10 protein-coding genes, 2 rRNA genes and 2 pseudogenes are annotated in these 14255 nt (G+C 65.3%); 4 read left to right on the top strand and 10 right to left on the bottom strand.

Translation table 11 applies throughout. The features are described from left to right. Positions 1-5: 5 nt before the first annotated feature. Positions 6-2213, top strand: a complete 2208-nt coding sequence (glgB, locus tag ADBZ6K_RS22100; protein ID WP_526350691.1) for a 1,4-alpha-glucan branching protein GlgB — start codon at positions 6-8, stop codon at positions 2211-2213. Positions 2214-2316: 103 nt separating this feature from the next. Here the strand turns inward: glgB and ADBZ6K_RS22095 are convergent, their stop codons facing one another. The 3 genes from ADBZ6K_RS22095 to ADBZ6K_RS22085 are packed head-to-tail and all read right to left on the bottom strand — an operon-like array spanning position 2317 to position 4847. Further along, complete coding sequence (locus tag ADBZ6K_RS22095) at positions 2317-3219, bottom strand: tetratricopeptide repeat protein (RefSeq protein WP_526350689.1); 903 nt, start codon at positions 3217-3219, stop codon at positions 2317-2319. Between the two features lie 13 nt (positions 3220-3232). Continuing rightward, a complete protein-coding gene (locus ADBZ6K_RS22090; RefSeq protein WP_526350687.1) occupies positions 3233-3607 on the bottom strand; it encodes a DUF3817 domain-containing protein in 375 nt (124 codons plus the stop codon). Positions 3608-3662: 55 nt separating this feature from the next. Continuing rightward, positions 3663-4847 (bottom strand): thiolase family protein, encoded by a 1185-nt coding sequence (locus tag ADBZ6K_RS22085; RefSeq protein WP_526350685.1) that lies wholly within the window; start codon positions 4845-4847, stop codon positions 3663-3665. Positions 4848-4926: 79 nt separating this feature from the next. Between ADBZ6K_RS22085 and mce the strand changes: the two genes are divergently transcribed. Continuing rightward, on the top strand, positions 4927-5409 hold the full coding sequence (gene mce / locus ADBZ6K_RS22080; protein WP_526350683.1) for a methylmalonyl-CoA epimerase: 483 nt from the start codon (positions 4927-4929) through the stop codon (positions 5407-5409). A 98-nt stretch (positions 5410-5507) separates the two neighbouring features. Here mce and ADBZ6K_RS22075 read toward each other — a convergent pair whose 3' ends face one another. From ADBZ6K_RS22075 to glsA, 5 genes and pseudogenes are all read right to left on the bottom strand, one after another. After that, positions 5508-7277 (bottom strand): N-acetylmuramoyl-L-alanine amidase, encoded by a 1770-nt coding sequence (locus ADBZ6K_RS22075; RefSeq protein ID WP_526350802.1) that lies wholly within the window; start codon positions 7275-7277, stop codon positions 5508-5510. Positions 7278-7292: 15 nt separating this feature from the next. Further along, positions 7293-7949 (bottom strand): annotated as a pseudogene (locus ADBZ6K_RS22070) (glycoside hydrolase domain-containing protein); the annotation flags it as partial. A gap of 273 nt (positions 7950-8222) precedes the next feature. Then, positions 8223-8519, bottom strand: a complete 297-nt coding sequence (locus ADBZ6K_RS22065; protein ID WP_526350681.1) for an Rv1322 family protein — start codon at positions 8517-8519, stop codon at positions 8223-8225. An 18-nt stretch (positions 8520-8537) separates the two neighbouring features. Continuing rightward, complete coding sequence (gene nucS, locus ADBZ6K_RS22060) at positions 8538-9209, bottom strand: endonuclease NucS (protein WP_526350679.1); 672 nt, start codon at positions 9207-9209, stop codon at positions 8538-8540. Between the two features lie 62 nt (positions 9210-9271). Continuing rightward, entirely contained in the window at positions 9272-10570 is a 1299-nt protein-coding gene (glsA, locus tag ADBZ6K_RS22055; RefSeq protein WP_526350677.1) for a glutaminase A, read from the bottom strand. A gap of 468 nt (positions 10571-11038) precedes the next feature. Here glsA and ADBZ6K_RS22050 point away from each other — a divergent pair, with 468 nt between their 5' ends. Both ADBZ6K_RS22050 and ADBZ6K_RS22045 read left to right on the top strand, forming a co-directional pair. Then, complete coding sequence (locus ADBZ6K_RS22050) at positions 11039-12529, top strand: AlkA N-terminal domain-containing protein (protein WP_526350675.1); 1491 nt, start codon at positions 11039-11041, stop codon at positions 12527-12529. Beyond that, positions 12526-12987: pseudogene (locus ADBZ6K_RS22045) on the top strand (methylated-DNA--[protein]-cysteine S-methyltransferase); the annotation flags it as partial. The gene ADBZ6K_RS22050 and the pseudogene ADBZ6K_RS22045, both read left to right, overlap by 4 nt. A 1-nt stretch (position 12988) precedes the next feature. Here the strand turns inward: ADBZ6K_RS22045 and rrf are convergent. Both rrf and ADBZ6K_RS22035 read right to left on the bottom strand, forming a co-directional pair. Beyond that, positions 12989-13102: ribosomal RNA gene (rrf, locus tag ADBZ6K_RS22040) — 5S ribosomal RNA — on the bottom strand. Between the two features lie 127 nt (positions 13103-13229). After that, positions 13230-14255, bottom strand: a 23S ribosomal RNA gene (locus ADBZ6K_RS22035); the annotation flags it as partial.

Genomic DNA, 14255 nt, shown 5'->3' with positions numbered 1-14255 from the left:
GACCAATGACGCGAACCGATCAACTCACCAGTGTGCACCTGCGGCCCGACCCGTCGGACCTGGGCCGCTTGCTGGCGGGCGAGCATCACGATCCGCATTCGATCTTGGGTGCCCATGAATACGGTGATCAGACGGTGATCCGGGCGTTCAAACCGAACGCCAAGCATGTCACCGCTGTGATCGGTGGTGAACGCTATCGGTTGCAGCACATCGATTCTGGGTTGTTCGCCGTAGCGCTGCCGTTCACCAACCTGGTCGACTACCGGCTGGAGATCGGCTATCCGACACCGGACGGCGGCAGTTTCGGTCCGACCGTGGCCGACGCCTACCGGTTCCTGCCCACCCTCGGCGAGATCGATCTGCACCTGTTCTCCGAGGGCCGCCACGAGCGGCTGTGGGAGGTACTGGGCGCGCATCCGCGCACCTTCACCCTGCCCGACGGCGAGGTCAGCGGGGTGTCCTTCGCGGTGTGGGCACCCAACGCCACGGGCGTCAGCCTGATCGGCGAATTCAACGGCTGGGGCGGCAACGACGCCCCGATGCGGGTGCTGGGCTCCACCGGGGTATGGGAGCTGTTCTGGCCCGGCTTCGCCCCCGATGGTTTCTACAAATTCCGCGTCCACGGCGCCGACGGCAGCATCACCGACCGCGCCGACCCGATGGCCTTCGCCACCGAAACGCCCCCCCGGACCGCCTCCAAAGTCACCGTCAGCGACTACACCTGGGGCGACGAGGACTGGATGCATCGCCGGGCGGCGCTGAATCCGGTGTTCGAGCCGATGAGCACCTACGAGGTCCACCTGATGTCGTGGCGCCCCGGCCTGTCCTACCGCCAACTAGCCGTCGAGTTGACCGATTACGTGGTTCAGCAAGGCTTCACCCACGTCGAACTGATGCCGGTAGCCGAGCACCCGTTCGGCGGCTCCTGGGGCTATCAAGTCACCTCCTACTACGCCCCCACCGCACGACTGGGCACCCCCGACGACCTGCGCTACCTCATCGACCACCTCCACCAGGCCGGTATCGGCGTGATCATGGACTGGGTACCCGCGCATTTCCCCAAAGACGCCTGGGCCTTGGGCCGCTTCGACGGCACCGCGCTCTACGAACACGCCGACCCCCACCGCGGTGAACAACTCGACTGGGGCACCTACGTCTTCGACTTCGGCCGCGCCGAAGTCCGCAACTTCCTCGTGGCCAACGCCCTGTACTGGCTGAAGGAATTCCACATCGACGGACTGCGCGTGGACGCCGTGGCCTCCATGCTCTACCTGGACTACTCGCGACCGGCCGACGGCTGGACACCCAACGTCTACGGCGGCCGGGAGAACCTCGAAGCCGTGCAATTCCTGCAGGAAATGAACGCCACTGTCCACAAAACCGCCCCCGGCATCGTCACCGTCGCCGAAGAGTCCACCTCCTGGCCCGGAGTCACCCGACCCACCACTCTGGGCGGGCTGGGCTTCTCCATGAAATGGAATATGGGCTGGATGAACGACACCCTCGACTACATCAGCCGCGACCCCATCTACCGCAGCTACCACCACCACGAGATGACGTTCTCCATGCTCTACGCCTTCAGCGAGAACTACGTCCTGCCCATCAGCCACGACGAAGTCGTCCACGGCAAAGGCACCCTCTGGGGCCGCATGCCCGGCAACGACCACGTCAAAGCCGCCGGCCTGCGCACCCTGCTGGCCTACCAATGGGCCCACCCCGGCAAACAACTCCTGTTCATGGGCCAAGAATTCGGCCAACGCGCCGAGTGGTCCGAACAACGCGGGCTGGACTGGTATCAACTCGACGAACACAGCTTCTCCACCGGCATCCAAACCATGCTGCGCGACATGAACACCCTTTACCGCACCCACCCCGCGCTGTGGTCCCAAGACACCAAACCCGAAGGCTACTCCTGGATCGACGCCAACGACTCAGCCAACAACGTGCTGAGCTTCCTGCGCTTCGGCACCGACGGATCCGTACTTGCCTGCGTGTTCAACTTCTCCGGCACCGAACACACCCGCTACCGCCTGGGCCTACCCCACCGCGGCGCCTGGCACGAAATCCTCAACACCGACGCCACCACCTACAACGGCACCGGCACCGGCAACCTCGGCGCCATCGAAGCCACCGACACCCCCTGGCACGGCCGACCAGCCTCAGCCCTCATGGTCCTACCACCACTTTCAGCACTCTGGTTCGAACCCAGCTAAACCACCCAGCCCGACCGGGCCCCCGCCTTCCCCCGGGAACAGACGCCAAAACCCCATAAACACGGACACTTTGCGACTGCTCACCGAGGAAATGCGGCAGGGCTCAGTAAAGGGCGTTGGCCAACTTGCGGCGGCCGGCGATGACCTCGGGGTCGGCCGGATCGAACAGGTCGAACAGCTCGATCAAGCGGGTGCGCACCGCGGTTCGGTCATCACCGGCGGTCCGCTTCACGAGCGCGATGAGCCGGTCGAACGCGGCAGCAACCTGCTGTTGCAGGATCTCGACATCGGCGGCGGCGAGTGCGGCCTGCACATCGCCGGGCGCAGCGTCGGCGACGGTGACTGCGTCGGGGCGCTGAAGGGTGGCCCGTTGCAGGAAGGCGATCTGACGGACCGCGCCCTTCGCCTCGGCGTGGTCAGGCGTCTTGTCGAGAATGGCCTGATACGTCTGAAGCGCAGCGTCGAAGTCGCCGCCATCGAGGTGGTCCCTCGCCTGGGCGACCTCGGGGTCAACCTCCTCGGGTTGCTCGGGGTCACCGGCGCCGCCGAGTTTGCCAGCGGTGGCGTTGATTAAGGAATCCACCCACCGGCGCAGCTGCTCGGGCGGCTGGGGACCCTGAAAACTCGAGAGGGGCTGCCCCGCGGCCAGCGCCACCACCGTCGGCACCGCCTGAACCCCGAACATCTGCGCCACTCGCGGCGCGGTGTCGACGTTCACCGTCGCCAGCGACCATGCGCCGCGGTCATCGTTGGCCAGGGTCGCAAGCATGGTCGCAAGCTGGACGCTGGCATCGCTGCGCGGCGACCACAGCAGGACCACCACCGGAACCTGGCTTGACCGGACCAGCACTTCGGCCTCGAGGTTGGCCTCGGTGATCTCGACGCCTACGGGTGTGCCGGGGCCCGTGCCGGCACCCTCGGCTGGCGCCGCGGCCCGTTGTTTGAGCGCCGAAAGGTCAACCGCGCCGGCCAGGGAGGGCCCGCCGGAAGGTCGTGGACGTGTCACGCGTCCAAGTCTGTCATGCCGATTCGGCGACCCGCCCCGGTGGCTGTCCAGTGACGCTCACGGCCCCCATTCGGCCGGTTCTGTCGGCCCATATGAGGAAGATCACACTGCCCAGCGGCACGATGCTCGCCAGCAACGCCAGCAACCATGTGCCCAGGCCCCACTTGAACGCCAAACCGGCCAGCAGACCGAGCACCACGAAGGCGATGAACACCAGCCCGTGCGCCATGCCGAACACCTTGACACCGATCTCGGTGCGTGGACTGCCCAGGTACTTGAAGTACATCCCGACCAGCAGTCCGACCCAGCTGACCGCCTCGAGCAGCGCCACCAGTCGGAACCATCCGGCCACACTCCGGAAATCAAAGGTGCTCGTCATGAGCCCCATTGTGCCGGAGCGTCAGGCTAGCTACTACACCGCGTCGTTGACGAGGTGACCGACGTCACGGCCGCCGCAGGATCAGCGCGTCGCCCTGCCCACCGCCGCCGCACAGCGCCGCGGCCGCGTAGCCCGAACCCCGCCGGGCCAGCTCAAGGGCGGCATGCAGAGTGATCCGCGCCCCGGACATGCCCACCGGATGCCCCAGAGCGATCGCCCCGCCGTTGGCGTTGACGATCGACGGGTCGAGATCGAGATCACGGATGCCCGCCAGCACGACCGCCGAGAACGCCTCGTTGAGCTCGACGACGTCCAGCTCGGCGGCGGTGATCCCGGCCTTGCTCAGCGCCTTCGTGATCGCCTGACCCGGCTGCGACTGCAGCGTGGAATCCCCACCTGCGACCGCGCCATGAGCGACGATCTCGCACAGCCAGGTCAGCCCCAGCTCGGTGGCCTTCTCCTTGCTCATCACCACCACCGCCGCGGCACCGTCGGAGATCTGCGACGAGGTCCCCGCGGTGATGGTGCCGTCCTTGCGGAAGCCCGCCCGCAGCCGCGCCAGCGACTCCACGGTGGTGTCGGCCCGCATGCCCTCATCGGTCGTGAACTCGATCGGATCCCCCTTGCGTTGCGGGATCGACACGGGCACCACCTCGTCGTCGAACACCCCGTCCTTCCACGCCGCCACGGCCTTGCGGTGCGACTGGGCGGCGTATTCGTCCTGCTCTTCGCGGGTGAAGTGGTAGTCGGCACTGTTGCACTGGTCGGTCAACGCGCCCATCGACTGGTCGGTGAGCACATCGTGCAGACCGTCGTAGGCCATATGGTCCAGCATCGTCACATCGCCGTACTTGTAGCCTTCCCGGCTGCCCTTGAGCAGGTGCGGCGCCTGGGTCATCGACTCCTGGCCGCCGGCGACCACCACCTCGTACTCACCGGCCCGAATCAGCTGATCGGCCAGCGCGATCGCGTTGATGCCCGACAGACACATCTTGTTGATGGACAACGACGGCACCGTCCACGGGATCCCAGCCGCGATCGACGCCTGCCGCGCCGGCATCTGGCCGGCACCCGCGGTCAGAATCTGCCCCATGATCACGTACTCGACCGCCTCCGGGGCCACCCCGGCCCGCTCCAGCGCGCCCTTGATGGCGATCCCACCCAGCTCGCTGGCCGAGAAATCCTTCAGCGATCCCAGCATCTTGCCAATCGGTGTCCGAGCTCCAGCAACGATGACAGACGTTGTCATTTCCACCTCCACAGGGTCCCGCGCGGCCGACCGGCCGATCACGGAAGCGCGATCTTTCCCATTAGGTTACCGTTAAGTAATGACCGCTGATCAAGTCGACGCCCGTCCGTTACTCGCCACAGCGCTTGTGACGGGGATTGATCATGTGGGTATTGCGGTGCCTGACCTCGACGTCTCCATCAAGTGGTACCACGACCACCTCGGCATGATCGTGCTGCACGAAGAGGTCAACGAGGAGCAGGGAATCCGCGAGGCGATGCTGTCGGTGCGCGGTGCGCCAAAGGGCAGCGTGCAGATCCAGCTGATGTCCCCGCTCGACGAGACGTCGACGATCGCCAAGTTCATCGGCAAGCGCGGTCCCGGCCTGCAGCAACTCGCCTATCGGGTCAGTGACATCGACGCCCTTTCCCAGCAGCTGCGCGACCACGGGGTCCGGCTGCTCTACGACGCACCGCGGCGGGGCACCGCCAGTTCACGGATCAACTTCATCCACCCCAAGGATGCGGGTGGTGTGTTGGTCGAGCTGGTCGAACCGGCACCGGATGCGTTTGCTGGCCACTGAATCCGAGTCGCCTCAACCGAACTCGGTAGTCCCGGCGGGTTCCGCGCCGACGCGGCTTTGGTGGCCACCCGACCACCGCCCCCGCACCGCCGGCCTGGTCAGTTCTGGAGCACGCCCGCCGAGATGTGTGACGTGGTCACAGCTTCCTCACCGCGCGCCTCCAGCGATTTCGTCAGCTTGTCGCGGATCTCGGCGATCGCGTCCACCAGTGTCTGCCCGCCGAGCTGCGGCCATTCGATCAGCAGCTGGTCTCGGATCTCCTTGACGTAATCCGGTGTCTGCGGCGGTGTCAGCGTCCTTATCTCGGACGCCTCGAACTCACCGCGCATATCCTTGGCGATCTCGCCGCGGAACCAGTCCATGTCGAGATTGCCCGGATCCCATTTGGTTTGCCGGATCCCGGCCGGTCCGAACTTCGCCCATTCCTCGTGTGAGATGTTGTGATCCGCTTCCACCCCAAGGAATTTGGTGATCGCCGCCCCGACGTCGCGCATCGAGATGATCTGCGCATCCGGCCAGCGTTCCCGGGTTTGGGTGCCCTCGGTGATGCTGGTGTCGAACGGCCATGCGCATTCCACACCGATTGTGACCGCGTTCGCGTTGTCGGTTCCGATGCCGACCCACGATCCGCGTCCACCGTGGTTGCAGGGGCCGACGGCAACGATCGTCACGATCCCGTTCGGATCGATGTGGAGCTGCGCGAGCGGACCGCTGAGATCCGGGCGTCCGTCGCGGATGCTCCGCGCGGATGCTCGGGCATTACCGGTGTGATGCCAGATGATCCCCCATATCCGGCCCATCGTGCCGCCGACGCCAGAGGTTTTCCAGCCGGGAAGCGTCCGCAGCCTGTCGCCAAGCGCAGGACGCAGCACATCCTCGAGCCATACGGGGTCGCCAGTGGCCGAACGCGCCGCGGCCGGTGACCCCGTCGACTCGGCCGCGTCGGCCACGGCGCCGGACTGGCCCGAGCACGATCCGACGGCGTCTGGATAGCCATCTACGCCGTCCATGCGATCGCTGGAATTGGCCGTCGCCCTGGTCGCGTGGCCGTTGGTTTCAGGCACGACGGAGAACCGGTCCGCGAAAAGCTCCGCCCATGTCACGACGCCAATCTCGCCGTCCACGGTCAGCCCGCGGCCGCGTTGGAACGCCACGATCGCGCCGCTCGTGAGTGTCGCGCACTCACCGTCCACAAGCAGTCCCGCGTCGGCCACGGTGTTGAGCCGATCCTGAACCATCGCCACGTGCCGGCCGACGGCTCCCTGGGCAATCGGCGCACCCGGATACGTATCGTCGGATATCGCCTCCGGCTCCAACGCCGGCATCGCGGCGTACTGGCTCACCTTCTGCCGGAAGTAATCCCAATCGAAGCCGGCACCAACATCGGTGTGGGTCCCGACACCCGTCGCGATCCGCACGCCGTTGTGGTCGGTGATGCCCGTCAAGCCCCTTCCGGCCTCCTCTGGACTGATCACCCGCGGCTGCAGCCCGTGACGGCGAGCATCTCGAACCGCGAGGTAGGCCGCGACATCGATGCCATGTCGCATCCGCTCGAGCCAGGTCTGGCGCGACCAACCAGCCTTGGAACCCGCGAACGCCAGGTTGATGGACTTCGAATTGCCCGGCTGGAAAACAGAGTTCGCGTAGCGTGCGGTGTCGACGATGTTGAACACGTTCCCGTCGTTGTCGACGGTGTAATGGTAGGAGACCCGGTTCTCGTTGTTCGACAGATACCGGGCCAGGTGGCGGGCGGACGGACTGTTCCCGTCCTCGGTGTGCAGCACGAACCACAGGACATCGGTGCCGCCGCGGGAGCCATGGTACGGACTGCGGATTTCGGTGCTCTCCTCGAAATGCGGTGGGGCCACCAGAAGCCGAGACGACCGGTCGAGATCCCACTGCCCGAAGTCCGGCGCTAGTACCTCGTTGACATCGACACGAGTGCCGCCGACCAGCGGCCCGGGGTTCGACGCCGTGTCGACGACGTTCTGGAACAGCACCGCCGCCGGTTCACGTTGGCCACGTGACCACGCCCTCGTCTGCCACACCCATCGCCGGCCGGGACTCGTCGATTGACCGACCACCTCGTCTTGGATCGCCCAGGCGCACACCCGGGAGTGCCCGTAGATGCCCGTGCGCGCCACCCCGAGTACCGAGTTGATGCCCCGGAACCACTCGACACCAACCCTGTTCCACGTCGCGAGCGTGATGTCCTCATCAATGCTGAAGATGATCGGTGCGGAATCCGGGCCGCCCGCGGCCTCGTGAAGCCCCAATGCGGTGTGTGCGTCTTGGACTCCGCCGTCAAACCCCCGGGTGAAATCGGAGGGTGCCGTTCCGCCAGGTTTGCCGAACTGGAAATTGCTGACGATGTGCAGGCCTTCGGCGCGAAGGGCATCTGCGTACTCGCGCGTCAGCGGCTTCGCCCCGAAGTTCGCGCCGGGGCGTGACCCCGAGACATAGGCGACGACACCGTCGTAGCCCGCACCCTTGACGGCGGCCGGCGGTATCTTTCGGGATGCGAAATCGATAAGCCTCATAACCTACTCCCCCTGCTGTCGAGTCCTCATATGTTCTCCCGTTGCAGCACAACGCAATACGGGATGCAGAGCGGGCGGCCGAGAGCGCGTCCTCCGACCGAAGCCCGTGCCCGACCCTCCGCAGCATCATGATGTCGCCGCAGCAGCCGTTCGCTGTGAGTAGTCCGCTACTTCATTCCGAGGCGTGGGCACACCGATGCGGTGGAGTACCGAACGCCGGGGCGATGCTGCCCTACGATCACCGTTCGGCAGCGACGTCTGATCGACGGTGCGTCAAGACCATCTGCGGGTCGGGCTGCGCGTGGCCCGATGCGTCCAACAAGGCGTATGCCAGTGCCGCCTGTCCTCGGCCCCCGAATCTCCCACGTCCGCCAGCCAGACCACTAGATGAGCTGTGCCGACCCCGATTTCGTGGTCACATCCCGGACACCGGTAGACCTTCACCGCCCGCGCGGCAGCGATCGGCCGCACCTCGTAGTCGTATCCGTCGGGACCGATCTCGATGCGCCGCGCAGCTGGCAACGGCGGTGGCGGCCCCTGCCTACGAGACGGGATGCGACGCCTGCCCATGATCACAGTGTAGGGAGCTCAGAACAGCCGGTACTCGTCGCTGTCCATACCCCGCATCTTGTCGTAGTCCAGAGTCAGACAACGGATCCCGCGATCGCTCGCTAGCGTGCGGGCCTGCGGCTTGATCTGCTGGGCGGCAAACACCCCGGTGACCGGGGCGAGCAGGCTGTCGCGGTTGAGCAGGTCGAGGTAGCGGGTGAGCTGTTCGACGCCGTCGATCTCACCACGCCGCTTGATCTCGACGGCGACCGACCCGCCTCGCTCGTCGCGGCACAGCAGGTCCACCGGGCCGATCGGCGTCATGTACTCGCGGCGCACCAGCGTGTACCCCGCCCCGAGCAACTCCACGTGTTCGGCGAGCAGCGCCTGCAGGTGTGCCTCCACACCATCCTTCACCAACCCCGGATCCACCCCGAGGTCATGGCTGGAGTCGTGTTCGACCGCCTCCACCGTGATCCGCAGCTGCTCACCGGTCTTGTTTTCGACCACCCAGACCGGCAGGTCGCCCTCTTTGTCCTCGGTGAGCCAGCACGGCGGACTCATCCAGTTCAGGGGTTTGTAGGCGCGGTCGTCGGCGTGCACGCTGACCGACCCGTCGGCCTTGATGAGCAGCAGGCGGCGCGCCGACGGCAGATGCGCGGTGAGGCGTCCGATGTAGTCCACGGTGCACTGGGCGATGACGAGGCGCACCGCACAACTGTAGGTGACCCGGTTGACGCTCCCGGTGTAACTGGGCTCACGCACGCGGCGCGTCAGGAGAACAGTGCACGGCGGAACCGCTTGGCCGAGTCGATCGCATCCTGAAGATCCGGCATCACGATCACGTCAAGGACCGGATCGTCGCGCCGCTCGAACCGCACCACCACGCCGTCGGGGTCGACGACGTAGCCCTCCTTGCCGATGTCCTTCAGCATCGCCCGCATCCCGGCCAGCAAGTTGCGCGCGGCATCGTTGGAGTCGTCAACCCGTGACACCTCGAGAATTGCGACGTCGAAGCTGTCCTTGTCGCGTTCGATGGTGCGCAAGACCTGTTCGGCCCCGGTGAACAACAGATCGCCGTGCACCTCGTAGACCCGGATTCCCGCGGCGGCGTCGTAGATCGACCGTATCGTTGAGCGGGATTCCCTTGTCACGGTGAGGAAATGCAATCCGAGCTCGCGAGACAGGCTGCGGCACACCCTTATCCCGCGCACGCTGTTGCCTTTGCGATCTAAACGTGGTGAATAGACCCCGATTCCGAGCTGGCCGGGCAGCACCGCGACGATACCGCCACCCACACCGCTCTTGGCGGGCATCCCGACCGCGGTCACCCAGTCACCGGCGGCGTCGTACATGCCGCACGTCACCATCACGCTCAGGGTCCGCTGCACCACCGATCCATCGGTGACCCGCCTGCCGGTCAGCGGGTTGACGCCGCCGCGCGCCAGGGTGACCGCCATCCGTGCCAGGTCGGTGCAGGTGACGGTGATGGAGCACTGCCGGAAGTAGACATCGAGCACCTCCTCGGGGTCGCCGTCGAGGACCCCGAAGCAATCCAGCATGTAAGCGATCGCCCGGTTCCGGCTGCCGGTCGCCTTCTCCGAGGCGTACACGTCGAGGTCGACGCCGAGTCGCCGGCCCGCGCATGCCGAGTAGAAGTCGTGGATGCGTTCGAACCGTTCCTCGGGCGTGGCACCCGGAACCAGCGACACGGCCGCGATCGCGCCCGCATTGATCATCGGGTTCTTCGGCGTCTTGGTGGTGTCGTCCACGCTGATCTCGTTGAAGGCCTCGCCTGAGGGCTCGACCCCGATCCGCGCATCAACGGCCTGTTGACCGATCTGGTCGAGGGCAAGCGCATAGGTGAACGGCTTCGAAATGGACTGGATGGTGAATTCAACTGCAGTGTCCCCGGATTCGTAGACGAAGCCGTCAGACGTGGACATCGACAGCCCGAATCGGTCCGGGTCGACCGTAGCCAGTTCGGGGATGTAGTCGGCAAGGTGGCCCTCGGTGACGCCGGCATGTTCCTCGCGGATCCGATCGAGGTATCGCTGCACCAGTTCCGCCACGGCTCGGAGTCTAGCGAGCCGGGCTACCGCGACCACGTCGATCCGCCGGGTGGGAGGCTGATGCACCCCTGTCGTGGTGTCGGCATCGCACATCGAGTAGTCGACTACTGTCGATCCTGATCGCGCCGCGCCGCACACTTGCCCAATGCGGCTCACCGATCACCATGGAGTTAGAGAATGCATCTGAACAAGAAGCCTGGTCAGTGGGGCGTGTCGCCGCTTCGGTTCATCCTGAGCACGGTCGCAGGGCGAGCCATTCGGTCCCAGCGAGAGGGAAACGCCGGGGTCGCCTCGGAGCGCGACGGAAGCGCTACCGCACTCTCCGGTTCGCCAGACGCACCGGAGAGTGGCGGCATCATCTTGTGCTGGTAAGGCGGCATGCGCTCGCCCGCGCCGACCTGCGGCGAGATTCACGACGATGTCGTTTTTCCGCCAGTCATGTCGGTGACGGCGTGTAAGGGTCGAGGTGTGCACACCGACTTCGACCGCTGTTATCGCGCCGTCCAGTCCAAGGACGCGCGGTTCGACGGTTGGTTCGTCACCGCGGTCCTGACGACCAGGATCTACTGCCGACCCAGTTGCCCGGTGCGTCCGCCGTTCGCACGCAACATGCGCTTCTATCCGACCGCCGCTGCCGCGCAAGCCGCCGGCTTTCGAGCATGTAAGCGCTGCCGACCCGACGCGTCACCTGGATCGCCGGAGTGGAACATCCGCGACGATCTGGTGGCCAGGGCCATGCGCCTGATCGCCGACGGCACCGTCGACCGCGACGGCATCACCGGCCTGGCGGCCCGGCTCGGCTACACGACCCGCCAACTCGAGCGGATTCTGCAAGCCGAGGTCGGGGCCAATCCGCTGGCGCTGGCGCGAGCCCAGCGAGCGCAGACCGCGCGAGTTCTCATCGACACCACCGATCTACCGTTCGGAGACGTCGCCTTCGCCGCCGGCTTCGCCAGCATCCGGCAGTTCAACGACACAATCCGGGCCGTCTGCGCGCTGACCCCGACCGAGTTGCGCCGCCGCGCGCGCATCAGATTCGGATGCGCCGACACCCGTTCGGCCGGGGCGATCTCGCTCCGCCTGCCTGCACGCACTCCGTTCGCCTTCGAAGGATTGTTCGGCCACCTGGCCGCCAGCGCCGTGCCGGGCGTCGAGGAGGTCCGCGAAGGTGCCTATCGGCGGACGCTCCGGTTGCCGTCGGGCAGCGGAATCGTCAGCCTCACACCACAACCCGACCACGTCCGCTGCCAGCTTGTACTCGACGACTTCGGGGACCTGGCCAGCGCTATCGCGCGGTGCCGGCGTCTCCTCGATCTCGACGCCGACCCGGAGGCCGTGGTCGACGCGTTGTCAGCGGATCCGGACCTCGCCGCGCTGGTGGCCAAGGCACCTGGACAGCGGATTCCCCGCACCGTGGACGAAGCCGAACTTGCCGTCCGGGTGATCCTCGGCCAGCAGGTATCCCTCGCCGCCGCCCGCACCCACGCGGCACGGCTCGCCGTCGGCTATGGACAGCGAATCACCGACGCCGGCGGGGGCCTGACGCACGTTTTCCCCTCTGCGGCAGAGCTCGGCGACCTCGATCCGGCGCATCTGGCCTTCCCCCGTGCACGGCGCGCCTCTCTCGTCACGCTGATAAGTGCCCTGCACGGCGGGCATCTCGCCCTCGATCCAGGATGCGACTGGAATGTCGCGCGCGACCAGTTGTCGGCCCTGCCGGGCGTCGGCCCATGGAGCGTCGAGATGATCGCCATGCGCGGACTGGGCGATCCTGACGCGTTCCCCGTCAGCGATCTGGGACTGCGCCGGGCCGCCGAACAGCTGGGACTGCCCTCGAATGCCCGGGGCCTGGCGGTACGCAGTACCCGTTGGCGGCCTTGGCGCGCATATGCCACCCAGCACTTGTGGACGACGCTCGAGCACGAGGTGAATAAGTGGCCGCCGAAGGAGATGACATGACATCGATGCACTTCCGCACGACCGACAGCCCGGTGGGGCGACTGACACTGGCCGGTCGCGACGGCACCCTCATGCACTTGCGCATGGTCGACCAGACCTACGAGCCCAGCCACGAGGGTTGGGAACCCGACGACACCGCCTTCCCCGAAGCCGTCGAGCAACTCGGGGCGTATTTCGATGGCGAGCTGACCGAGTTCGACGTCGATATCGCCTTGGCCGGCACCGCTTTTCAGCGCCGGGTCTGGAATGCGCTGTTGACCATTCCCTACGGCGAGACCCGCTCCTATGGTGAGATCGCACAGCAGATCGGCTCACCTGGCGCCGCGCGGGCGGTCGGATTGGCCAACGGCCACAACCCGATCGGAATCGTCGTGCCCTGTCATCGCGTGATCGGATCGAATGGCAGCCTCACCGGATATGGGGGCGGGCTGGATCGCAAGAAATCGCTCCTTAATGTGTGTTCGGCGGTGTCCTACTTTTCCACCCGGGTTGGGTAGTATCATTGGCGCTGGCAGGCTTAGCTTCCGGGTTCGGGATGGGTCCGGGCGTTTCCCTGCCGCTGTGGCCGCCGTAACTTTATTGTGTTGTGTTTTTATGGGGTGTGTTTTGGTGGTGGGGTGGGTGTGTGGTGTGGTTGCGAGGCGTTTGTTTGTTGGGTTTTACACACTGGTTTTTGGTTTCTTTTTCCCTTTGTGGGGGTGTGTGTAAGTTTTCGGCCGGTTAGTGCCAGTTCCCTGAACCCATTGCTGGGCGTGTAGGTCTGGTCTATTGATCCCGTGGTCTGCGGGGGGCCTTATCCCACTTGATGGGTGAGAAGCCTGGTCTTGGAGGGGGTTTCCCGCTTAGATGCTTTCAGCGGTTATCCTGTCCGAACGTGGCTATCCAGCGGTGCCCCTGGTGGGACAACTGGTGTACCAGAGGTTCGTCCGTCCCGGTCCTCTCGTACTAGGGACAGGTTTCCTCAAGCTTCTGACGCGCGCGGCGGATAGAGACCGAACTGTCTCACGACGTTCTAAACCCAGCTCGCGTGCCGCTTTAATGGGCGAACAGCCCAACCCTTGGGACCTGCTCCAGCCCCAGGATGCGACGAGCCGACATCGAGGTGCCAAACCATCCCGTCGATATGGACTCTTGGGGAAGATCAGCCTGTTATCCCCGGGGTACCTTTTATCCGTTGAGCGACACCCCTTCCACTCGGGGGTGCCGGATCACTAGTCCCGACTTTCGTCCCTGCTTGACATGTCCGTCTCGCAGTCAAGCTCCCTTGTGCACTTACACTCAACACCTGATTGCCGTCCAGGTTGAGGGAACCTTTGGGCGCCTCCGTTACATTTTAGGAGGCAACCGCCCCAGTTAAACTACCCACCAGGCACTGTTCCTGAACCCGGTTCAGGGTTCGAGGTTAGAGGCCCAATACGATCAGAGTGGTATTTCAACAATGACTCCACCCACACTGGCGTGCGGGTTTCACAGTCTCCCACCTATCCTACACAAACCGCATCGAGCACCAATACCAAGTTGTAGTGAAGGTCCCGGGGTCTTTTCGTCCTGCCGCGCGTAACGAGCATCTTTACTCGTAATGCAATTTCGCCGAGTCTATGGTTGAGACAGTTGAGAAGTCGTTACGCCATTCGTGCAGGTCGGAACTTACCCGACAAGGAATTTCGCTACCTTAGGATGGTTATAGTTACCACCGCCGTTTACTGGGGCTTAAATTCTCAGCTTC

Source organism: Mycobacterium sp. (genome assembly GCF_044223235.1).
Classification (GTDB): Bacteria; Actinomycetota; Actinomycetes; order Mycobacteriales; family Mycobacteriaceae; genus Mycobacterium.
Note: the sequence above shows the minus strand (reverse complement) of the source record. Positions and strands in the feature narration are given on the sequence as shown.